This window comes from Litoreibacter sp. JB4-2 (assembly GCF_055693445.1).
In genome coordinates this window covers 3923265-3943370 of the sequence record NZ_CM146334.1, presented here as the reverse complement: position 1 = coordinate 3943370, position 20106 = coordinate 3923265, and the positions used below count along the sequence as shown (strand labels likewise).

20 protein-coding genes are annotated in these 20106 nt (G+C 57.0%); 11 read left to right on the top strand and 9 right to left on the bottom strand.

What is annotated here, in order from left to right; translation table 11 throughout:
- Positions 1–100 precede the first annotated feature (100 nt).
- Genes ACZ1G7_RS19795 through ACZ1G7_RS19785 form a run of 3 tightly spaced genes read right to left on the bottom strand, consistent with a single transcriptional unit; the run spans position 101 to position 2292 of the window.
- Positions 101–772, bottom strand: coding sequence for a phytanoyl-CoA dioxygenase family protein (locus ACZ1G7_RS19795; RefSeq protein WP_472661149.1), 672 nt, complete (start codon positions 770–772; stop codon positions 101–103).
- Positions 762–980, bottom strand: coding sequence for a DUF2842 domain-containing protein (locus tag ACZ1G7_RS19790; RefSeq protein WP_472661147.1), 219 nt, complete (start codon positions 978–980; stop codon positions 762–764). Before ACZ1G7_RS19790 ends, ACZ1G7_RS19795 begins: the two co-directional genes overlap by 11 nt.
- Positions 981–996: 16 nt before the next feature.
- A complete protein-coding gene (locus tag ACZ1G7_RS19785; RefSeq protein ID WP_472661145.1) occupies positions 997–2292 on the bottom strand; it encodes an adenylosuccinate synthase in 1296 nt (431 codons plus the stop codon).
- A 335-nt stretch (positions 2293–2627) separates the two neighbouring features.
- On the opposite strand from ACZ1G7_RS19785, the gene secG reads away from it, so the two are divergent.
- The 9 genes from secG (at position 2628) to ACZ1G7_RS19740 (ending at position 11671) form a co-directional block, all read left to right on the top strand.
- Positions 2628–2978 carry a preprotein translocase subunit SecG gene (gene secG / locus ACZ1G7_RS19780; RefSeq protein ID WP_472663771.1) on the top strand — a complete coding sequence of 117 codons (351 nt, stop codon included), beginning with the start codon at positions 2628–2630 and terminating at the stop codon, positions 2976–2978.
- Between the two features lie 161 nt (positions 2979–3139).
- Positions 3140–4783, top strand: coding sequence for a CTP synthase (locus ACZ1G7_RS19775; RefSeq protein WP_472661143.1), 1644 nt, complete (start codon positions 3140–3142; stop codon positions 4781–4783).
- 117 nt (positions 4784–4900) lie between these two features.
- Positions 4901–5194 carry a DUF1330 domain-containing protein gene (locus ACZ1G7_RS19770; RefSeq protein WP_472661141.1) on the top strand — a complete coding sequence of 98 codons (294 nt, stop codon included), beginning with the start codon at positions 4901–4903 and terminating at the stop codon, positions 5192–5194.
- Positions 5194–5640 (top strand): tellurite resistance TerB family protein, encoded by a 447-nt coding sequence (locus ACZ1G7_RS19765; RefSeq protein ID WP_472661139.1) that lies wholly within the window; start codon positions 5194–5196, stop codon positions 5638–5640. Before ACZ1G7_RS19770 ends, ACZ1G7_RS19765 begins: the two co-directional genes overlap by 1 nt.
- A 50-nt stretch (positions 5641–5690) precedes the next feature.
- Positions 5691–7025 carry a glutamine synthetase family protein gene (locus ACZ1G7_RS19760; RefSeq protein ID WP_472661138.1) on the top strand — a complete coding sequence of 445 codons (1335 nt, stop codon included), beginning with the start codon at positions 5691–5693 and terminating at the stop codon, positions 7023–7025.
- 45 nt (positions 7026–7070) lie between these two features.
- Positions 7071–7769 carry a type 1 glutamine amidotransferase gene (locus tag ACZ1G7_RS19755; RefSeq protein ID WP_472661136.1) on the top strand — a complete coding sequence of 233 codons (699 nt, stop codon included), beginning with the start codon at positions 7071–7073 and terminating at the stop codon, positions 7767–7769.
- Entirely contained in the window at positions 7762–9123 is a 1362-nt protein-coding gene (locus ACZ1G7_RS19750; protein WP_472661134.1) for a glutamine synthetase family protein, read from the top strand. Before ACZ1G7_RS19755 ends, ACZ1G7_RS19750 begins: the two co-directional genes overlap by 8 nt.
- On the top strand, positions 9120–10415 hold the full coding sequence (locus ACZ1G7_RS19745; protein ID WP_472661132.1) for an NAD(P)/FAD-dependent oxidoreductase: 1296 nt from the start codon (positions 9120–9122) through the stop codon (positions 10413–10415). The genes ACZ1G7_RS19750 and ACZ1G7_RS19745 overlap by 4 nt, the downstream gene beginning before the upstream one ends.
- Before the next feature lie 71 nt (positions 10416–10486).
- Positions 10487–11671: a DegT/DnrJ/EryC1/StrS family aminotransferase gene (locus ACZ1G7_RS19740; RefSeq protein WP_472661130.1), complete on the top strand. Its 1185-nt coding sequence runs from the start codon at positions 10487–10489 to the stop codon at positions 11669–11671.
- Here the strand turns inward: ACZ1G7_RS19740 and ACZ1G7_RS19735 are convergent.
- Positions 11668–12636, bottom strand: a complete 969-nt coding sequence (locus tag ACZ1G7_RS19735; RefSeq protein ID WP_472661128.1) for a LysR family transcriptional regulator — start codon at positions 12634–12636, stop codon at positions 11668–11670. The genes ACZ1G7_RS19740 and ACZ1G7_RS19735 overlap by 4 nt on opposite strands.
- A gap of 82 nt (positions 12637–12718) precedes the next feature.
- Between ACZ1G7_RS19735 and ACZ1G7_RS19730 the strand changes: the two genes are divergently transcribed.
- Positions 12719–14086 carry an aminotransferase gene (locus tag ACZ1G7_RS19730; protein WP_472661126.1) on the top strand — a complete coding sequence of 456 codons (1368 nt, stop codon included), beginning with the start codon at positions 12719–12721 and terminating at the stop codon, positions 14084–14086.
- Here the strand turns inward: ACZ1G7_RS19730 and trhA are convergent.
- From trhA to ACZ1G7_RS19710, 4 genes are all read right to left on the bottom strand, one after another.
- A complete protein-coding gene (trhA, locus tag ACZ1G7_RS19725; RefSeq protein ID WP_472661124.1) occupies positions 14083–14733 on the bottom strand; it encodes a PAQR family membrane homeostasis protein TrhA in 651 nt (216 codons plus the stop codon). The genes ACZ1G7_RS19730 and trhA overlap by 4 nt on opposite strands.
- 67 nt (positions 14734–14800) lie before the next feature.
- Positions 14801–15361 carry a polyhydroxyalkanoate synthesis repressor PhaR gene (phaR, locus tag ACZ1G7_RS19720; RefSeq protein WP_472661122.1) on the bottom strand — a complete coding sequence of 187 codons (561 nt, stop codon included), beginning with the start codon at positions 15359–15361 and terminating at the stop codon, positions 14801–14803.
- A 173-nt stretch (positions 15362–15534) separates the two neighbouring features.
- On the bottom strand, positions 15535–15981 hold the full coding sequence (locus ACZ1G7_RS19715; RefSeq protein WP_472661120.1) for a phasin, PhaP: 447 nt from the start codon (positions 15979–15981) through the stop codon (positions 15535–15537).
- Positions 15982–16123: 142 nt separating this feature from the next.
- Positions 16124–17938: a PHA/PHB synthase family protein gene (locus ACZ1G7_RS19710; RefSeq protein WP_472661118.1), complete on the bottom strand. Its 1815-nt coding sequence runs from the start codon at positions 17936–17938 to the stop codon at positions 16124–16126.
- Positions 17939–18069: 131 nt separating this feature from the next.
- Between ACZ1G7_RS19710 and phaZ the strand changes: the two genes are divergently transcribed.
- On the top strand, positions 18070–19386 hold the full coding sequence (phaZ, locus tag ACZ1G7_RS19705; protein ID WP_472661116.1) for a polyhydroxyalkanoate depolymerase: 1317 nt from the start codon (positions 18070–18072) through the stop codon (positions 19384–19386).
- A gap of 6 nt (positions 19387–19392) precedes the next feature.
- Here phaZ and ACZ1G7_RS19700 read toward each other — a convergent pair whose 3' ends face one another.
- Positions 19393–20061, bottom strand: a complete 669-nt coding sequence (locus ACZ1G7_RS19700) for an alpha/beta fold hydrolase (RefSeq protein ID WP_472663770.1) — start codon at positions 20059–20061, stop codon at positions 19393–19395.
- Positions 20062–20106 lie beyond the last annotated feature (45 nt).

Sequence of the window (20106 nt, the reverse complement as noted above, 5' to 3'; positions counted from 1 at the left end):
GCTGTTTCGACAGGTGGTCAGTTGGTGGCTTTCCTACTAGGGGCCGCTCACACTGTCGAAGGATAGACAACGCCTGTTTCAGACCCAGCCAGACAGGTGTTCACGCCTGAAACACGGCCCAACATAGCGGCGGCGGCAAATTGGCCTGCGCAAGGTCTACACGCACTACGCGGCGGGGCCCCACGCACCGCGACACAGTCGACCGGTGCAACAACAACATATGCATAACCAGCACGTCACCCCGCGATGCAACCGTAAGTTCAGTGTCACATTGCGCTGCGACGGCCTCGGCCTCGCTGGCAGGTACAGCGCCAAACTTATGACTGCCCAATGCAATTTCCATCGGCCCGGATGTCGGGCCAGCATCATCCAAATGAACGCGGACAAACAACATGTCGGACAAGACGCTTACTGGTGGTTCGCAATGCCAGATGCCCGCCTTCTTCGTCCAATTCTGGAACCCGTCACGTTTTGCACGACCCGCGACTGCGATCACGCGGTCCTGATGCCAGGGAACCGACCAATTCCCGCTTTCACTTTTGTTGAAAGCCACAACCCGTGTGACAAAAGGTGCGACCGCTTTGCCAGACAAATACGGTTGAGTTTGGATCGTGTCGCTTAGTGTTTTTGAAACGGCCTCGGTTGCAAACCGCCGCCCCCCTATTTCTGTCTCCACGCCACAGAGTGCATCAAAAGGGGCCAAGTCTCGTTCCGACAAAGCTCCGCGCAGCCAGACGCGCCCGGTACTTTCAAACGGCGCACTACTTCCCATCTGGGTCTTCTTGCCCGATGCCTTTGAACAGGAATTTCAGCGGGATCGCCCAGACGATCCCAAGGCCGATATAGATCAGTAGCTCCAGCAAAAATGACGGGCGCGGCAACAGTCCAACCAACGACACGGCCGCCACGATATAGACCGGCAATCCGACGACCAACACCAGCAGAGACAGGCGTTTGCGGGCTTTGTAGCTTAGCGCCAAGGTGGCCTCCGATAGATCAATCCGCGAACGGGTCGGTCACCAGAATGGTGTCGTCGCGCTCGGGTGAGGTGGAAAGTAGGGCGACCGGGCATTCGATCAACTCCTCCACGCGGCGCACGTATTTGATCGCATTCGCGGGCAAATCCGCCCAGCTGCGCGCGCCCTCGGTGCTTTCCGACCAGCCCGGCATTTCCTCATAGATCGGCACGCAGCGCGCCTGCTGATCAGCCGCCGTCGGCAGGTAATCCAGCCGCACCCCGTCCAGATCATAGCCCACGCAAATCTTCAGCACCTCAAACCCGTCCAGCACGTCCAGCTTGGTCAGCGAAATCCCCGTCACGCCCGAGGTCGCACAGGTCTGGCGCACCAGTGCCGCATCAAACCAGCCGCAGCGCCGTTTGCGCCCGGTCGTGGTGCCAAATTCATGGCCCCGCTCGCCCAGCCGCTGCCCGTCCGCGTCTTCCAGCTCCGTCGGGAACGGACCTTCGCCAACCCGGGTCGTATAGGCCTTCACAATGCCCAGCACGTAGTCGATCGAACCGGGTCCCACGCCCACGCCCGTCGCCGCCTGCCCTGCAATCACATTAGACGACGTCACAAACGGGTAGGTCCCGAAATCAATGTCCAGCAGCGCGCCCTGGGCGCCCTCAAACAGGATCCGCTGCCCGCGTTTCTTGCGGTCATTCAGCTCTTTCCACACCGGCTTGGCATAGGGCAAAATCTGCCCTGCAATGTCGCGCAGCGCGGCCAGCAGCGCATCGCGGTCCACGGGCTCAATGCCCAGACCGCGCCGCAGCGGGTCGTGATGCTGCAACGCGCGGTCAACGCGGGCGATCAGCGTCGCGTCATCGGCCAGATCGGCCACCCGAACAGAACGCCGTCCGACCTTGTCTTCATATGCTGGCCCAATCCCACGCCCGGTCGTGCCGATCTTGGTCCCTTTGGAGGCCGCCTCTTCGCGCGCCCGGTCCAGCTCGCCGTGAATCGGCAAAATCAGCGGCGTGTTCTCAGCGATCATCAGGTTCTCGGGCGAAATATCCACGCCTTGGCCTGCAATCGTCGCGATTTCCTTCACCAGATGCCACGGGTCCAGCACCACGCCATTGCCAATGATCGACAGCTTGCCGCCGCGCACCACACCCGAAGGCAGCGCATGCAGCTTATAGACTTCCTCGCCGATCACCAGCGTGTGGCCCGCGTTATGGCCGCCCTGAAAGCGCACGATGATGTCGGCGCGTTCCGACAGCCAGTCCACAATCTTGCCTTTCCCCTCGTCGCCCCATTGGGCGCCGACAACGACGACATTGGCCATGATGATCCCTTTCGTGGAGTAAACCCGCGCCCGTATAGCGAGGCCGCCCGCGCGGGGAAACCCTCAATCGCTCAACCACGTACCGTCCCGGCCCGGAACAAGCCGAAGGCGCCGGGCGAACGCCTGACCGTCCCGGCGGTCTGGTGTTTTTGCAAAAGGCACCACACAGAAAAAGCAGTGGAATGTGCTTGGCTGCCACCAAGCGCCCCCGCATGAAAGTTGGAACACCAGCCCACGGTCAGGCGTTGGCCCGGCTCAACACCAAATTGAATGGGTTGCGCCACGCCCCCCGCACGACTACATACGCGCAAACACGTATCGAAAGCCGCACACCCATGGAAAACATCGTCCTCACCGTCCACCTGATCATTGCGCTTTGCCTGATTGGCGTAGTGCTGATCCAGCGGTCCGAGGGCGGCGGCCTGGGCATTGGCGGCGGCGGCGGGGCCATGTCGGGCCGGCCGGCCATTTCGGCCCTGGGCAAACTGACCTGGGTGTTCGGTGTGGCGTTCGTTTGTACGTCCATCACGCTGACAATTCTGGCCGCGCAAAACGCGACCGGCGGCTCGGTTCTGGACGGTGACAGCCTGCTGCCACCAACCACCGAAGACGCAGCGCCGGGCGATATCTTGTTGCCGCCGTCGCTAGGTGACGTGCCGCTGGCACCACCACCCGTCAACGAATAATCCACTAATTCTAGAGGTTTGCAGGCAGGTCCCCACGATATGTGGACCTGGACTGTTGCGATGCGGGCGCGAATCCTCTATGTCTTAAATCCCGTGAGTAAGGGCATCTGCACGCCCTGAAGAACCAACAAAAACACTTGGAACGCGGGACCGATCGGCACATGGCAAGATACATTTTTATTACGGGTGGCGTGGTGTCCTCTTTGGGCAAAGGGCTGGCCTCCGCGGCGCTTGGGGCCCTGCTGCAAGCGCGCGGCTATTCGGTCCGTCTGCGCAAGCTCGATCCCTATCTCAATGTTGATCCCGGCACGATGTCCCCGTTTGAACATGGCGAAGTGTTCGTGACAGACGATGGCGCAGAAACCGATCTCGATCTGGGCCACTACGAACGCTTCACAGGCGTGGCCGCGCGCAACACTGATTCCGTCTCCTCCGGTCGCGTCTATTCCACCGTTTTGGAAAAAGAACGCCGGGGCGATTATTTGGGCAAAACCATTCAGGTTGTCCCCCACGTCACCAATGAAATCAAAGACTTCATTGCTATCGGCGATGATGAGGTCGATTTTCAGCTTTGCGAAATTGGCGGCACCGTCGGCGATATCGAAGGCCTGCCCTTCTTTGAAGCCATCCGCCAGTTTGGCCATGAACGCCCGCGCGGCGATTGCATTTTCATGCACCTCACGCTGCTGCCCTATCTGGCGGCCTCAGGTGAATTGAAAACCAAACCCACACAGCATTCCGTCAAAGAACTGCAATCCATCGGCATCGCGCCCGACATTCTGGTCTGCCGCTCGGAACATGACATCCCGAAAAAGGAACGCGAAAAGCTGGCGCTGTTCTGCAATGTGCGCCCGGATTCGGTGATCGCCGCCTATGATCTGAAAACCATCTATGACGCGCCGCTCGCCTATCACAAAGAAGGGCTCGACCAAGCCGTGCTTGATGCGTTCGGCATCTCGCCCGCGCCCGCGCCAAAACTGGCCACGTGGGAAGACGTATCCGACCGCGTGCACAATCCCGAAGGCAAAGTCAAAGTCGCGATTGTCGGCAAATACACCCAGCTCGAAGACGCTTATAAATCCATCAATGAGGCCTTGACCCATGGCGGCATGGCCAACCGGGTGAAGGTCAAAATCGAATGGGTCGACGCCGAGATTTTCGACCGCGAAGATGCGGCCCCCCATCTCGAGGGCTTCCACGCCATTCTGGTCCCCGGCGGCTTCGGTGAGCGCGGCACAGAAGGCAAAATCAAAGCCGCGAAATTCGCCCGCGAACACAAGATTCCCTATCTGGGCATTTGTCTGGGCATGCAAATGGCCGTCATTGAGGCCGCACGTAATCTGGCAGGTCTGGAAAACGCGGGCTCCGAAGAATTCGACCATGAGGCGGGCAAAAAGCGGTTTGAACCTGTCGTCTATCACCTCAAGGAATGGGTGCAGGGCAACGCCAAGGTCAAACGCAAGGAAAGCGACGACAAGGGCGGCACGATGCGTCTGGGCGCCTATGATGCGGTGTTGAAAGAAGGCTCAAAAGTTGCCGAAGTTTACGGCACCACAAATATCGAAGAACGTCACCGCCACCGCTACGAAGTCGACATCAAATATCGCGAAGAGCTGGAAAAACAGGGTCTGATCTTTTCGGGTATGTCGCCAGATGGCTCCCTGCCCGAGATTGTCGAGGTCAAGGACCACCCGTGGTTCATCGGCGTGCAGTTCCACCCCGAACTCAAATCAAAACCATTCGCACCGCATCCGCTTTTCGCCGATTTTGTACGCGCCGCCAAAGAGGTGTCACGTTTGGTTTAACGCGGCTGGAATTCGGCCAGATTCGTGCTTAATATCAGGTAAACGAAAATCTGGAATTTGTTGGTTTTCAACGTGTTATGAAATTCCCCGCATGCGGGGCGACTGGAAGGACAGTACATGCCCAAAGGATATTGGATCGCCCATATCGACGTCTCCGACCCGTCCGAGTACGAAAAATATCGCGAAGCCAACGCCACAGCTTTCGAGAAATACGGAGCCAAATTTCTGGTCCGCGGCGGCTCTCAGGAGGTCCATGAAGGCCAGCAAAAATCGCGCAGCGTCGTCGTCGAATTCAAGGATTTCGCGACCGCCAAAGCCTGCTACCTCAGCCCCGAATATCAGCACGCCAAGACGTTCCGCGATCCAGTCGCGACCGGCGATCTGATCATCATCGAAGGATACGACGCCTGATGTTTGAAGCCCTGCTGAAAGCCCTGACAGGCGACGACCAGACCCCCCTGCCCGAACCCGACGCCCGCCTAGCTCTGGCTGCCCTTCTGGTCCGCCTCGCCCGCACCGACGGCCAGTATCAAGCCTCCGAAAGCGCCCGCATCGACGTCATCCTGGGCCGCCGCTACAGCCTGAATGATGCCGACGCCGCCAAACTGCGCGGGGAGGCCGAGACACTGGAATCTGAGGCCCCCGACACCGTCCGCTTCACCCGCGCCATCAAGGACCACACTGCCTACGAGCACCGCGACAGCGTCATCGAAGATATCTGGGAACTCGCCCTCGCCGACGGCGCCCGGTCAGACGATGAAGACAGCCTGATCCGACTGGTGGCCCCATTGCTGGGCATCAACGACCGCGACAGCGCATTGGCCCGCCAACGGGTGATCGAACGCCTGAACGGCTAAGATCGCGCCTCCCTTGACGCAGCTAGCACCACGCTGCCAGAAGGGGCGCCATGGAAACCTGGTTGAAAGATCACCCCGAAATCCGCAGCCTGCGCGCGGTTGTCGCCGACCTGAACGGTCAGGCCCGTGGAAAACGTATGCCCGCACGGTTTGGTGCGAAATTGCTGGCGGAAGGGACACGTCTTCCATTCTCGATCCTCAACCTCGATATTTACGGCCATGACATCGAAAACAGCCCGCTGGTCTTTGAAAGCGGCGATGTGGACGGCGTATTGAAGCCCACCGAGCGCGGCTTCGTTCCAATGCCATGGCTCGACACACCCGCCGCTATGCTGCCCATGTGGTTGTTTGACGATGACGGGACGCCTTTCGTAGGTGACCCGCGCCACGCGTTGAAATCCGTGCTCGACAGGTACAGCGCTCATGGATGGACCCCGGTCGTGGCGACCGAGCTTGAATTTTACCTCATTGACGATGCGGGCCACGAAGTGCGGCCACCGAAATCGCCGCGCTCAAGCAAACGTCGCGCCGCTGGAGCAACTTTGTCGCTGCGTGCCCTCGATGCGTTTGACGGGTTTTTCACCGAGCTTTATGACGCATGCGAAGCTATGGACATCCCCGCCGAGGCCGCGATTTCCGAAGGTGGTATGGGACAGTTTGAGATCAATCTGACCCATGTCGCGGATGCCTTGAAAGCCGCCGATGATGCGTGGCTGTTCAAACAATTGGCGCAGGGGCTGGCACGCAAACATGGTTTCGCTGCAAGCTTTATGGCCAAGCCCTATGCCGATCACAGTGGCACGGGCCTGCACACGCATTTTTCCGTCATCAATGCCGACGGTGCAAACATCTTCGACGATGGCAGCGATGAGGGCAGCGAAGCTTTACGTCACGCGATTGCCGGTTGCTTGGCTGCGATGCCCGGCTCAACTTTGATCTTTGCGCCCCATGCCAACAGCTACGACCGGTTCACACCTGGATCGCATGCGCCAACGGGCATTGGTTGGGGGTATGAAAATCGGACCGCCGCCATTCGTGTCCCTGCCGGCGATCACACTGCGCGGCGTATCGAGCATCGCGTCGCTGGCGGCGATATCAACCCGTATCTGATGCTCAGCGCTGTATTGGGCGCGGCCCTTGTGGGGCTTGAGGATCGCATGGCGGCCCCCGCCGCGATCACGGGCTCCGCCTACGACGCCAACCTCGCGCAGTTGCCGAGCAATTGGGGCGCCGCAATCAATCAGTTTGAGACTGACGCCCTGATCGCACGCATTTTTCCGCCCGAACTGATCACCAACTTTGTGATGACAAAACGGCAAGAATTGCAAAACGACGCCGGCCTCAGTCAGGCAGAGCGGACCGACCTTTACCTCGACACGGTCTAAACGCTCAGCTACCCTTTGTGGCACCACCAAGTCTAAGAGGCCCTCATGAAAATCGGCATTCTCGAATGCGGCCACACCATGCCAGAGGTCGCACTCAAGCATGGCACCTTCCCCGAAATGTTCGCCAAATTACTGGCTGGGCACGGGTTCAGCTTTGAAAACTACGATGTTGAATCAATGCAGTTCCCTGCGAGCATTGATACCTGCGACGGCTGGCTGCTGACTGGTTCAAAACACGGCGCCTATGAGGATCATCCGTTCATAGAACCGCTGACACGCTTCATCCGCGACGCCTATGCTGACGCAGTGCCAATGGTGGGTATTTGCTTTGGCCATCAGATCATTGCGCAGGCTTTGGGTGGGCATGTCGAAAAGTTTGATGGCGGTTGGGCGCTGGGGCTGAATGAGTATGATTTCGGCGCAATGGGGCAACTCAGGCTGAATGCTTGGCATCAAGACCAAGTCACGCGCTTGCCCGAAGGTGCCACGCCCATCGCAGGGAACACATTTTGTGAAAACGCCGCGCTGATCTATGACAACCGCGCCTTTACAATCCAGCCGCATCCCGAATTTGCGGGGCCAATCATTGCAGACTACGTGACACTAAAGCGCGGCACGCTGGATTATGACGATCAGCTTTTGGACCGCGCCGCGGAAAAAGCGCCGGAACCGGATGACAACGTCAAGATTGCGGAACAGATCGCGTCTTTCTTCCTAAACGCCCGCGCGCTCAGCCATGCCTGACAGTTGGACCGACGCCTTGCCCCAACCGGCACAAACCTATCTCGAAGGCCGCCGGCTTGACGAGGTGGAATGCGTGATCGCGGACTTGCCGGGGATCGCGCGGGGCAAAGCCGTTCCGGCCTCCAAATTCGCACGTCAATCACAGTTTTTCCTACCCAATTCGATCTATTTTCAAACCATCACCGGCGGCTGGGGTGAAGCTGCGGGCGAAGAGGGATTTACCGAACCCGACATGGTTCTGAAGCCCGACATGGACACGGCCACAGTTGCCCCCTGGACCGGCGATTGGACCCTGCAAGTCATCCACGACGCCTATTTTCAGGACGGCGCGCCAGTGCCCTATTCACCGCGCAATGTGCTGAAACGGGTCTGTGCGCTCTATGAAAAAGAGGGTTGGACGCCGGTCGTCGCCCCGGAAATGGAATTCTTTCTGGTCGCGCGCAACATCAACCCGGCCGAAGAGATCGAGCCAATGATGGGCCGCTCTGGCAGACCAGCCGCCGCGCGTCAGGCCTATTCCATGTCAGCCGTGGACGAATTCGGGCCTGTCATTGACGACATCTACGACTTCGCCGAAAGCCAGGGTTTTGAGATCGACGGCATCACCCAAGAAGGTGGTGCAGGTCAATTGGAGATCAACTTGCGTCACGGCAACCCGGTGAAACTGGCAGATGAGATTTTCTATTTCAAACGCCTAATCCGCGAGGCCGCGTTACGTCACAACTGTTTTGCAACCTTCATGGCCAAACCGATCAAAGGTGAACCCGGCTCGGCCATGCATATCCATCATTCGATCGTTGATAGTGTGACGGGTAAGAACATCTTTTCAGGGCCGCGCGGCGCTGAAACCCCGGCGTTTTCACATTTCATCGGCGGGTTGCAACAGCATCTGCCCTCCGTCATCGCGCTGATGGCGCCCTACGTGAACAGCTACCGGCGCTATGTGAAAGATCATGCGGCCCCCATTAACCTTGAATGGGCCCGCGACAATCGCACGACAGGTATCCGAATTCCGGTATCAGACCCTGCCGCGCGTCGGGTTGAAAACCGGTTAGCGGGGATGGATTGCAACCCGTATCTGGCAATTGCCGCCTCGCTGGCCTGCGGATATCTGGGTCTGAAGAACGAAATCAAACCGAGCAAAATGTTCAAGGGCGACGCCTATGACGGGGATGATACGATCCCGCGCGACCTGTTCTCCGCGCTCGCCCTACTCCGCGCAAATAAGGAAATGGCGGAGATTCTTCATCCAGAGTTCGTGCGCGTTTTCTCCATCGTAAAAACCGCTGAGTATGATGAATTCCTGCAAGTGATCTCCCCCTGGGAACGCGAGCACCTGCTTTTGAACGTATGAACCTGCTCGACGCCAATGACCGGCGCGGCAGCTATCCGGCGAGCTTCTACGCGGCAAACGCCCAAGCGCTGGATCCATTCAAACAACTGAAAGGGCGGATCAGGGCAGATCTCTGCGTGATCGGTGGCGGCTATACCGGGTTGTCAGCCGCTTTGCATGCCGCCAAGGCCGGGCGCGATGTGGTGCTACTCGAAGCACAGCGCGTGGGTTTTGGCGCTTCGGGTCGCAATGGTGGACAGGTTGGATCGACATTCAACCTCGATCCGCAAGAGCTTGAAAAGATGTGTGGTTTGGAGAACGTCAAAGCACTGTTTTCGCTCGCTCAGGAAGCTGCGGTGTTGACCCGCGACTTGGCCGCCAAGCACGCCCCTGACGCGGGTTACCGCCCCGGCGTGATCCATGCTGACCGGTTTAAACGCGACGCATTGCATACAAAAAGCTCCATCAGTTATGCGCGCGATGTGTTCGGCGATATGTCGGTCACAGCTTTGGACCGCGCAGAAATTTCCGGGTTGATCGGAACCGATGCCTATGCGGGCGGCGCGCTTAACATGGCAGGCGGGCATCTGGACCCGCTGCGCTATGCATTTGGCTTGGCGCGGGCTTGCCGCGACGCAGGCGTGCGAATTTTTGAGCTGTCGCGCGTCCATGACCTAGCGCAGGGCGCGCCCGCTGTCGCGCGCTGTGATCAAGGTCAGGTCAGCGCAGATCAGGTCGTCGTCGCGACCAACGGCTATAGCACCAGCCTGGATCGCGGCACCCGCGCCCGTGTGATGCCGATTAACAATTTCATTATTGCGACTGAGCCGCTTGGTGCGCGCGGCCCATCCATTCTTAGCCAAGATCACTGCGCCTATGACGACCGGTTCGTGGTCAACTATTTCCGCAAAACCGAAGACAATCGGCTGCTTTTCGGTGGCGGCGAAAGCTATGGCTACCGCTTCCCAAAGGATATCGCCGCCAAGGTACGCAAGCCGATGATTGAGGTGTTCCCGCAATTGGCCAATGTCAAAATCGACTATGCTTGGGGCGGCACTTTGGCGATCACCATGTCACGCTTGCCCTATCTGGCCCGCCCTGCGCCTAACATTTTCGTCGCCAGCGGATATTCGGGAAGCGGTGTCGCGCTTGCCACTTTGGCTGGCAAGATCATGGCTGAGGCGCCGTCAGCCGCTTTTGATCTTTTGGCGGCGCTACCTACCCCGACCTTCCCGGGCGGCGGGGCATTCCGGACACCGATCCTGGCGCTCGCCATGTCTTGGTATGCGATGCGTGACAGGTTGGGCGTGTAGAAAAACTTTACGACAATCAAAAATGATGTTACCGAAATTCCGAAACTGTGTTTTCGAAAAAGGTGCATGTCATGCGCGACTTTCCGTCCGAAGCCCCAGACCTCCACGAAGCCGAACCTATTCCAGAAGCTGCGAAAGCCGCGATAGAGGCACTGCTGCGATCCGGTGATTTGTTCCGCTACACCGCGCCTGAAAACGCTCCGGTAGCACTTCTGGAACAAGAGTTTGCGCAGATGATGGGCGTGACATACGCGCTCGCGGTCTCGTCCTGTTCGGCAGCTTTGTTCTTGTCGCTCAAAGCATTGGACTTGCCAAAATGCGCGAAAGTGCTGATCCCGGCCTTCACATTTGCTGCAGTGCCATCAGCGGTCGTGCACGCTGAGATGCAACCTGTTCTAGTTGAAGTTGGGATGAACTACCGCATTGATCTTGCTGATTTCGAAGCCAAAATCAAAACCGCTGATGCCGTCCTGATCAGCCATATGCGTGGCCACACATCCGACATGGACGAAATTCTAGCGCTTGCCGATAAGCACAGCCTACCAGTGATCGAAGACGCTGCACATTCGCTAGGCACGGTCTGGAACGGGCAAAAAATCGGCACGCTTGGCCATGTAGGATGCTTTTCTTTCCAATCCTACAAGATGATCAACGCAGGCGAAGGCGGCATCCTAATCACCGATGATGCGGAACTTGTTGCGCGCGCCGTGATCATGTCTGGCGCCTATGAACACAACTGGAAAAAGCATGGCGATATCGCTGATGCTGCGCAAAAGTGGCAAAACAAACTGCCGCTCTACAATCTGCGCATGCAGAACCTGAGCGCGACAGTCATTCGGCCACAATTGGCAGAGCTGCCGCGCCGTGTGCGCGACGGGTTGGCCAATCACGACTATGTGGCGGCCAAGCTGCAAGCGAGCGGCTATTTTGATGTCCCCGCTCCACTAGGCCCCGAGACCCGCGCACCAGATTCAATTCAATTCAACCTGGTCGATTTTTCCGAAGAACAGGCTCGCTCCTTTCTCAGCACTGCAAAAACACGCGGCATAGGGGCGCAGGTCTTCGGGCTCAGCACCGACAATGCGCGCGCGTTTTGGAATTGGCAGTTCATTGACGGACCAGTACCAGACCTGCCAATGACCCGCGCGATGCTGGCGCAGGCCTGCGATGTGCGTTTGCCCGTGCGGCTGACGAAACCCGACCTAGATTATGTCGCGGACGCACTTATCGCCGCAGCTCAGTCGGTGAAAGGCTAGCCCAACACCCGCATTTGATCGCCTAGCCACGGCATACGGCCATGGCAGAATTCCAAAATTTCTTCGGCAATCAACGGGCGCAGCTGCCCGGCAAGCGTACTCGCCATATCATGGGCATCATCACGCCGCGCTATCAGTGAAATCTGGCGGCTGAGCGGTGCGAAAGGCAGCGGGAAAGCCTCCACCCGGTCCATGAAACGCTTGGCGCGCATCACGCCCAATGGGGTCAGAATTGTCCAGCCTTCGCCGCGCGCAACCATCGCCATGATCGAATGGTAGCTATCCAGCTCAAACCGATGCGACAGGACCAGATTGTGCCGTGTCAAATGCGCCGCGATCTGGCGTCCCATGACGTGGCGCGAAGTGTATTGGATGAGCGGATGCGTGCGCAGTACATCGAGCATCTTGTCGGGGTCACGGATCAGCCGTTTCGGCGCGACGACCACATAGGGGTCTTGCAGCAGCGGATGCACCTCAAGGGCGGCGGCCAGATCAGTGGGTTCAGCAGTCACGGCTACATCGAGGCCTCGTGTCTCCAACTTATCAAGCAGACGATGGCTAGCCCCCGTCTCCAGCAAAAACCGCGCTTTGGGCATGGTTTCTGACAATTGCATCAACAAAGCAGGCGTCACATCCGCATCGAAATCTTCGATCATTCCAAGGCGCAAACGCACGCGGTTTGACATGTCTGCGACAGTGAGTTCGGCGGTCGCTTGCGCGGCCTCATTCAAGATCGCATGGGCGCGTTTGAGAAACATCTCGCCGGCCGGCGTCATAGGCATTGGCCGCTCAGAACGTTCTAACAACCGCGTGCCCAATGCGCTTTCCAAGTTCGACAATTGTTGGCTGACGGCGGAATTTGACGCGCCCAAGCGGCGGGCGGCGGCGGAGATGGAGGCCTCTTCAGCCGCCGCCACGAATATCTCGACCTGCCACAGCGTGATTTTGCCCGGAGTGTCGACCATCTGTTCCACCTTTTGTTCAAGACGGATTGCCCCGCCGTGCCGCACCCTTTAGCCTAATTTTTGATCTTCAGGGAGACCCCAAATGCGCGATGACGCCCCCAATTCATGGGAAGCCCGGGCGGATGCCCATTCCTTCTACGGCTTCACAGATTTACCTTCTGTTGAGAGCCGTGGCGCGGTCGTGCTGACCCATGGTCAGGGACCTTACGTGTTTGACGTCCATGGGCGCAAATATCTCGACGCGAATTCGGGGCTTTGGAACATGGTCGCGGGGTTCGATCATCCAGGCCTCGCAGAGGCCGCAAAGGCGCAATATGATCGCTTTCCCGGGTATCACGCGTTTTTCGGGCGCATGTCCGACCAGACCGTGATGTTGAGCGAGAAGCTGATTGAAGTCTCTCCGTTTGAGCGCGGCAAGGTGTTCTACACCAACTCCGGCTCTGAAGCGAATGACACGATGGTCAAGATGCTGTGGTTTCTAAGCGGCAGCGAAGGCAAACCCGAACGGCGCAAAATCCTGACGCGCAAGAATGGCTATCACGGGGTGACGGCCGTGTCGGCCTCCATGACTGGAAAGCCTTATAACGAGGTGTTTGGCCTGCCATTGGATGGGTTCGTCCACCTCACCTGCCCGCATTTTTGGCGCGAAGGGCATGACGGGGAAAGCGAGCTGGATTTCACGGCGCGCCTGGCCCAAGAACTGGAAGACGTTATTGCCCGCGAAGGGGCGGACACGATTGCCGGTTTCTTTGCTGAACCGGTGATGGGCGCAGGCGGGGTAATCCCGCCCTCGGATGGGTATTTCCAAGCGATCCAGCCGATCTTGAAAAAACACGGCATCCCGCTGATTGCGGATGAAGTGATTTGCGGGTTTGGCCGCTGCGGGGAGGTCTGGGGCAGCGACGCTTTCGGGTTTGTGCCCGATGCAATCATCAGCTCTAAAAACCTGACGGCCGGGTATTTCCCGATGGGTGCCGTGATCCTTGGGCCCGAATTAACCGACAAGCTGCAAGCGGCCTCAGACGCGATTGAAGAGTTCCCGCATGGCTTCACCGCCTCCGGCCACCCCGTTGGTTGCGCAGTTGCGTTGAAAGCGATCGACGTGATCCTGAATGAGGGATTGATGGAGAATGTGCGCGCCCTGACCCCGAAATTTGAGGCCGGACTAAACTGGCTTCTTGAGCATCCAAATATAGGCGAAGCACGCGGAAAGGGTCTTATGGGGGCTGTTGAAGCTGTTCGTAACAAGGATGAAAAGACCCCGTTTGAGGGCCATCTCAGCGTTTCGGAGCGTATCGCAAACACCTGCACGGATCATGGGCTCATATGCCGCCCGCTGGGTCAGGCCGTGGTTTTGTGCCCGGCCTTCGTCATGACCGAACCGCAGATGGACGAGATGTTTGAAAAGCTGAAAACCGCATTGGATCAGGTGTTCGGCGAACTCACTTAAGCGATTGCGAACAACCACACGGCGGCAAACAACAAGGCTGACCCTGCCACCACAAATGCGTGCCAGATCGCGTTTGCGTATTTCAGCGTCTCCCAGCGGAAGAAGTAAATGCCGATTGTATAGGTGAGCCCACCTGCAACGACGCACCATCCGGCCGTCGCTGAGACTTGGGAAATATTCCAGATAAGCGTCACGCTGATCCAGCCTAAACCCAGATATATGAACGGTCCAAACGCACCCGGGCGGCGCCATGTGAACAAACGCCGGCCTGCGCCAAACAGCGCCAACAACCAGACCACAGCCAGCACTGCATAGCCGAAGCCAGTGTCCAGAACGACCACAAACGGCGTGTAAGTTCCTGCGATCTTGACGAAAATCATGGCTTGATCTGCCCGACGCAAGCCTTCGCGCAAATGTTCCCATGGGGTCATGTGATAGCAATAGCTGGTTGCAAGCAGCACTATCAGACTGGTCGCATAGAGCCCAAGCGCCGCCAGAACGGGCACGTCCATTTCGCCCCCATGGAGCGTCAGAAACGCCGTTACGGCCACCAGTGCCGCGCCGATGCCCAGCAAATGGACAAAGCCATCTACTACTTTTTCGGAGGTCGCGTAATCTGGATACTCACTAATTGAAACTTGGGACATGCCTAAAGCCTGTCCCAAAATGATTTAAAAAGCGAGAATATCCACAGGAAACACAGCGTTTACGTTTTTACGACTTTCCCATTTTCAACAGGGCGGCCTGCATATCAGCGAGTTGCTTCTTGATTTCTTCCAACTCAGTCGGGCTGGTGGTATCGTCGTCATCATCAGCCTCAGGTTGCGGGACAGAGCCCGCGGCCCAGCCCCCCATCATCGTTTTCATGAAGGCCTCTTGTTGCTGTTTGATCTGATCAAAGCCAGGCATCCCACCCATCGGTGAGGACATGCTTTCCATCATCTTTTCCTGCCCGTCGCGCAGCATGTCGAAACTTGCCGCGAGGAAATCTGGCACCATCGTCTGTGCGCCCTCGGTATAGCTGCGCACCAGGTCAGTCAGCACATTGGTGGGAAGCACGTTGTCGCCACGGCTTTCCCGCTCGGCAATGATCTGCAGCAGGTATTGCCGGGTCAGGTCGTCGCCGCTTTTCAGGTCAACAATCTGGACATCGCGCCCTTCGCGGATGAAACCTGAAATGTCATCTAGGGTCACATAATCGCTGGTCTCAGTGTTGTAGAGCCTGCGGCTCGCATAGCGTTTAATGAGCAACGGTGTGCTTTCGGACGTGGCCATGCAAACTCTCCCAATATTGCAGTGCAGAAAACGCTAGCGCAGCTGCGAAAGAAAAGAAAGGCCTGCCACCTACCCCGCGAAATATAAAAAGGCGCGCCGTAATTGGCGCGCCTTCTCAAAGTCGCGATCCATGAGGGAGGATCAGGATCGCGGAACTCGTGAACCGATTAAGCTTAGGCTGCTTTGGCAGCTTTCTTAGCTTGGGCGGTCAGGTCGTCAGTCGCTTTTTTGACAGCGGCAGTTGCTTCTTCAGAAGCGTCTTTGCCAGCAGCCATCAGCAGCTCAACAGTTTCCATTTGCGCTTTTTTCGCAACTTCAGCGAAAGCAGCCATGTGCTCAGCAGCAGATTCAGCTTGGGCCGAAGCGAAATCAGTCACGGCTTTGGAATAGTCAGCCGGCTCTTTTTGCGCTTTAGTGACCGAAGTCATTTTGGTGATTGTTTCTTTTGCGAACTTAGAAGACAGCTCAGCGGATGTTGCTGCGGCGTCCAATGCTACTTTCGACATTTTTTCGTTGAAAGCGGCGGTTGTTTTGAAGGCATCGTTGAACGCAGTCATGTCGACTGGGAATGCGGATGTCATGTCTGCGAATGCTTTAGTGAAGTCAGCTTGTTTAGCCATTGGTTTAGTCTCCGAATAGGTTGGGACCTAAATCCATGGTCCCGCTTCTGTTTGCGTCTGCAGCATAGATAGACGCTGCATCGCAGCATTTCAAGCATTTTTTCTGCGGTGCAGCAAAAAAATTTTGGTGAGATTTTCTGCTTTATTCAGAAGTCTTTACCTTTCGCAAAACATAGGTTCCGGGGGCTTTTGCCAAAACTGGATGAGATTTTATTCCCGGGATTCGCGCTTTGACCTGTCCGCCAGAATGCGATTTGAGCCACCCTTCCCAGCGCGGCCACCACGACCCTTCCTGAAAGTCAGCGCTTTGCAACCACTCTTCCGGCGCACCTGCAACGCGCGGATTGGTATAGTGGCCATATTTCTTCTTGGACGGCGGATTTATGATGCCGGCGATATGACCGGATTGCGACACGATGAACGACTTGTCTTTGGAACCGAACTGTTTGACTCCGTTAAAGCAGCCCTTCCAGGCAGCGATGTGATCGGTTTCACAGGCAATCGCACAAACTGGGTGCTGAACCGTATCCAAGCTCACAGTTTCGCCCAAAATCTCCATCTCACCGTTTGCAAATTTGTTCTTCTGGCACAGCGCGCGCAGGTACTCGACCACGAAGCGTCCGGCCAGGTTGGTGCTGTCACTGTTCCAATACAGAAGGTCAAAGGCCGGCGGGCCCTCCCCAAGCATGTAGTTTCGGATTGCAGGCTGATAGATCAGATCATTGGCGCGCAGGTAAGAAAAGGTGCGCGACATGTGGTAGGAATCCAGGTAGCCGGTGTCAGCCACCTCCCGTTCAATCCCATCAACAAAGTCATCATCCAAAAAGACACCCATCTCACCCGGATCTTCAAAATCCGTGAGCGTAGTAAACAAAGTGGCGGATTTGATCGACGTATCGCCGCGTTTTTCCATCAGCGACAAAACCATCGACAGCATGGTACCAGCGATACAATAGCCGACGACGTTGACCTGTTCTTGTTTGGTGATCTTCTTAACCTCGTTCACCGCAGCCAAATAGCCGTCCGATACGTAGTCATCGATGCCAACTTCGGCATATGTCTCGTCTGGGTTAACCCAAGACACGATAAATAGGGTGTAGCCTTGATCAACGATCCACTTGATCAGTGAATTGGCTGGCTTCAAATCCATAATGTAGAACTTATTGATCCATGGCGGGAAGATGATCAGTGGGGTCGCATGCACTTTCTCAGTGGTGGGGGTGTATTGGATCAGCTCGAACATACGGTTGCGAAAGACCACTGCGCCGTCGCTTGTTGCGATATTGCCACCGACTTCAAATGCGCTTTCATCGGCGAGGCTGACCAGCAGGTCACCATCATTGCGGTCGATATCCGCCACCAGATTTTCGAGCCCCCGAACCAGCGACTCCCCGTCTGTCTCAACCGCTTTTTCCAACGCGTCCGGGTTGGTGGCCAGAAAATTGGTCGGTGCCATCATATCCGTGATCTGCTGAGCGAAGAACGCTACACGGTCCTTGTCGTTGCCTTCCAACCCAGTCAGATCGCCCATCGATTGGGTGATAGCTTCGCTGGAATAGAGGTATTGCTGCTTGATAAAATTGAAATAGGGATGCGTATCCCAGAGCGGGTTCTTAAAACGACGGTCCGTGGGGCCTGTGTCTTCCGGCGGCTCCAGCTTGCCTGTCGCAAGCTGTTGTTGCGCCTCAACGTAGTGTTTTAGCGATTTTCCCCAATACCCGACCTGCTGTTCGATGATCTTGGCCGGGTTCGACATCATCTCCGCCATATAGGCGGCAGCGGCTTTTGCATAAAGCTCCTGCCCCGGCCCTTGCAGCCCGTGATCGGCGTGTTTTTTGCGTCCCATTGCCGACACAAGGCGTTTGCTCAACTCATCCATACGCGCCAAATTCGCGTTGAGGCGCTCAAGCCGCTCTTCTGAAAGTATCTCGTCAGGTTCTTTACTTTCAGTTGTCATCGAAATTCTTCCGCTCTAGTGTTGATGCTGCAGATGCATAATACCCTTAACACGGTAGTATCCTCCTGCTGGTATGACGAGTAGATGTGTTTTTGGTATTGCAGCTATGATAGCTGCGAAAGGAGCCCGATGTGAAGTACATGGCAACATATGATCTGATGGAGTCGATGCGGCTTACAAATCAATGGCTTGGAGCAACTGCGCAAGCCTTTGGAGCGCACCCCGTCGTTGCCATGGCTCCGCACCCAATGTTCAAAATGCTCGATGCTTGGGGCCAGGTGACAGAGCGCACATTTGCGCGGATGGTTGCCAAGCCTGACTGGAACATCCCTTCGGTCGTAGGCGAAGATGGTCGAGATCACTTGGTCGAGGTTGAAACCGTTTTGGCCCGCCCCTTTGGCGATTTGATCCGCTTTAAAGTCACAGAACGCTCCGCAAAGCCGCGCAAAATCTTGCTAGCGGCACCGATGTCGGGCCACTATGCGACCTTGCTACGCTCGACCGTATTGTCACTGCTACCTGACGCTGAGGTTTACATTACCGATTGGCACAACGCCCGCGATATCCCTGTCTCCGAAGGCAAATTCGACATCGAAGACTACACGCTTTACCTCGCTGATTTCATTCGTGAAATGGGTCCGGACACCCATGTGATCGCAGTCTGCCAACCTGCTCCGCTGGCGCTTGCCGCAACGGCCTATCTGGCGAGCGAAGACCCCGAGGCGCAACCTGCTACTTTGACCCTGATCGGTGGCCCAATTGATCCAGACGCAGCCGCTACAGACGTGACCGACTTTGGCCGCCGCATCACGATGGGCCAACTAGAGCAAACTGCCCTGCAGCGCGTGGGCTTTAAATATAGTGGCGTCGGCCGGATGGTTTACCCGGGCTTGCTTCAACTGCAATCCTTCATGTCGATGAACGCCGAAACCCATAGCAAAGCGTTTACCGAACAAATCCTGCGCATCGCCAAAGGCGAAGCCAGCGATCATGACCGCCACAACAAGTTCTATGACGAATACCTCGCTGTCATGGATATGACTGCTGAATTCTACCTCTCCACCGTGGAACGCATCTTCAAAAAGCGCGAGATCGCCAAAAATGCCTTTGTCGTCAATGGCACCAAAGTAGATATTGGCAAAATCACCGACGTCGCCGTGAAAACCGTGGAAGGGTCGAAAGACGATATCTCGGCACCCGGCCAATGCATCGCAGCGCTTGATTTGCTGACCGGGCTTCCAGACGCGAAAAAGGCGAGCCATCTGGAAGATGGTGCTGGCCACTACGGCATTTTTGCTGGGAAAAGTTGGCGTAAGAATATTCGTCCGTTGGTTCTGGACTTTATCGACGCCAATAGCGATACGCGCCCTAAGAAGCCTACGAAGACAGCGCGCAAAACGGCCAAGAAAACGGTCGTTGCGAATAAACCAGGGCGCTTGGCCAGCTAAGTTACCCTAAAGCCTTTCCAACCATCGCGACATTTCTTGCGTCAGACGGTCGGGCTGTTCCAGCGTCGGCAAATGGCCAGCACGTTCAACGACGACAAGTTCGGCAGGCTCGATAAGTTCCGCCATGAATTCGTGGCGGCGCACTGGGCAAAGCGCATCATCCTCGCCACACAGGATCAGCGTCGGCACATGCAGTTTTCGTAAGGTGGCTTGCTGGTCACGGCGTTTCTGCAGCGCGCGGGATTGGCGCAAAAACACGCCCTCCCCTTGATCGAGCGCCATTTCCAAAACCAGATCGAGAATGGCATCGCGTTCTGGAATATCGGCAAGGTAGTTCGGCTTCATTTCCTCGCGCATAACTTCAGGCAAAAGCCCGGCCATGACGCGCGCGATTTGCGGCTCCCTATTCGCCGCGACTTGCGGCGTCTCGGCCAGAGGGTTGGTATCCATCAACGCCAACCGGCTAACCCGTTCCGGCGCAAGGCGGACGACTTCCATCGCAATAATTCCGCCCAATGATAACCCTGCCAAGGCAAATCGGTCCGGCGCATCGCGCAAGACGTCGCGCGCAATGGCCTCGATATTATCGTGCTGGCCAACAGGAGGCAGATGGATAGCGCGGTCCTGCCCAAGTGCTTTGATTTGCGGCCCATAAAGTCGCGCGTCGCACATCATTCCCGGCAGCAGAACCAACGGTTCTTTCACCGCCGGGCGCAGGAT

Excerpts from the sequence above, each read along its gene's own strand:
- ACZ1G7_RS19765 (WP_472661139.1), top strand. The coding sequence starts at position 5,194 with ATGTTTGAAGCCCTGCTGAAAGCCCTGACAGGCGACGACCAGACCCCC.
- ACZ1G7_RS19755 (WP_472661136.1), top strand. The coding sequence starts at position 7,071 with ATGAAAATCGGCATTCTCGAATGCGGCCACACCATGCCAGAGGTCGCA.
- ACZ1G7_RS19775 (WP_472661143.1), top strand. The coding sequence starts at position 3,140 with ATGGCAAGATACATTTTTATTACGGGTGGCGTGGTGTCCTCTTTGGGC.
- ACZ1G7_RS19795 (WP_472661149.1), bottom strand. The coding sequence starts at position 772 with ATGGGAAGTAGTGCGCCGTTTGAAAGTACCGGGCGCGTCTGGCTGCGC.
- ACZ1G7_RS19730 (WP_472661126.1), top strand. The coding sequence starts at position 12,719 with ATGCGCGATGACGCCCCCAATTCATGGGAAGCCCGGGCGGATGCCCAT.
- ACZ1G7_RS19770 (WP_472661141.1), top strand. The coding sequence starts at position 4,901 with ATGCCCAAAGGATATTGGATCGCCCATATCGACGTCTCCGACCCGTCC.
- secG (WP_472663771.1), top strand. The coding sequence starts at position 2,628 with ATGGAAAACATCGTCCTCACCGTCCACCTGATCATTGCGCTTTGCCTG.
- phaR (WP_472661122.1), bottom strand. The coding sequence starts at position 15,361 with ATGGCCACGTCCGAAAGCACACCGTTGCTCATTAAACGCTATGCGAGC.
- ACZ1G7_RS19740 (WP_472661130.1), top strand. The coding sequence starts at position 10,487 with ATGCGCGACTTTCCGTCCGAAGCCCCAGACCTCCACGAAGCCGAACCT.
- ACZ1G7_RS19760 (WP_472661138.1), top strand. The coding sequence starts at position 5,691 with ATGGAAACCTGGTTGAAAGATCACCCCGAAATCCGCAGCCTGCGCGCG.
- ACZ1G7_RS19735 (WP_472661128.1), bottom strand. The coding sequence starts at position 12,636 with ATGGTCGACACTCCGGGCAAAATCACGCTGTGGCAGGTCGAGATATTC.
- ACZ1G7_RS19715 (WP_472661120.1), bottom strand. The coding sequence starts at position 15,981 with ATGGCTAAACAAGCTGACTTCACTAAAGCATTCGCAGACATGACATCC.
- ACZ1G7_RS19700 (WP_472663770.1), bottom strand. The coding sequence starts at position 20,061 with ATGATGTGCGACGCGCGACTTTATGGGCCGCAAATCAAAGCACTTGGG.
- ACZ1G7_RS19750 (WP_472661134.1), top strand. The coding sequence starts at position 7,762 with ATGCCTGACAGTTGGACCGACGCCTTGCCCCAACCGGCACAAACCTAT.
- trhA (WP_472661124.1), bottom strand. The coding sequence starts at position 14,733 with ATGTCCCAAGTTTCAATTAGTGAGTATCCAGATTACGCGACCTCCGAA.
- ACZ1G7_RS19745 (WP_472661132.1), top strand. The coding sequence starts at position 9,120 with ATGAACCTGCTCGACGCCAATGACCGGCGCGGCAGCTATCCGGCGAGC.
- ACZ1G7_RS19710 (WP_472661118.1), bottom strand. The coding sequence starts at position 17,938 with ATGACAACTGAAAGTAAAGAACCTGACGAGATACTTTCAGAAGAGCGG.
- ACZ1G7_RS19785 (WP_472661145.1), bottom strand. The coding sequence starts at position 2,292 with ATGGCCAATGTCGTCGTTGTCGGCGCCCAATGGGGCGACGAGGGGAAA.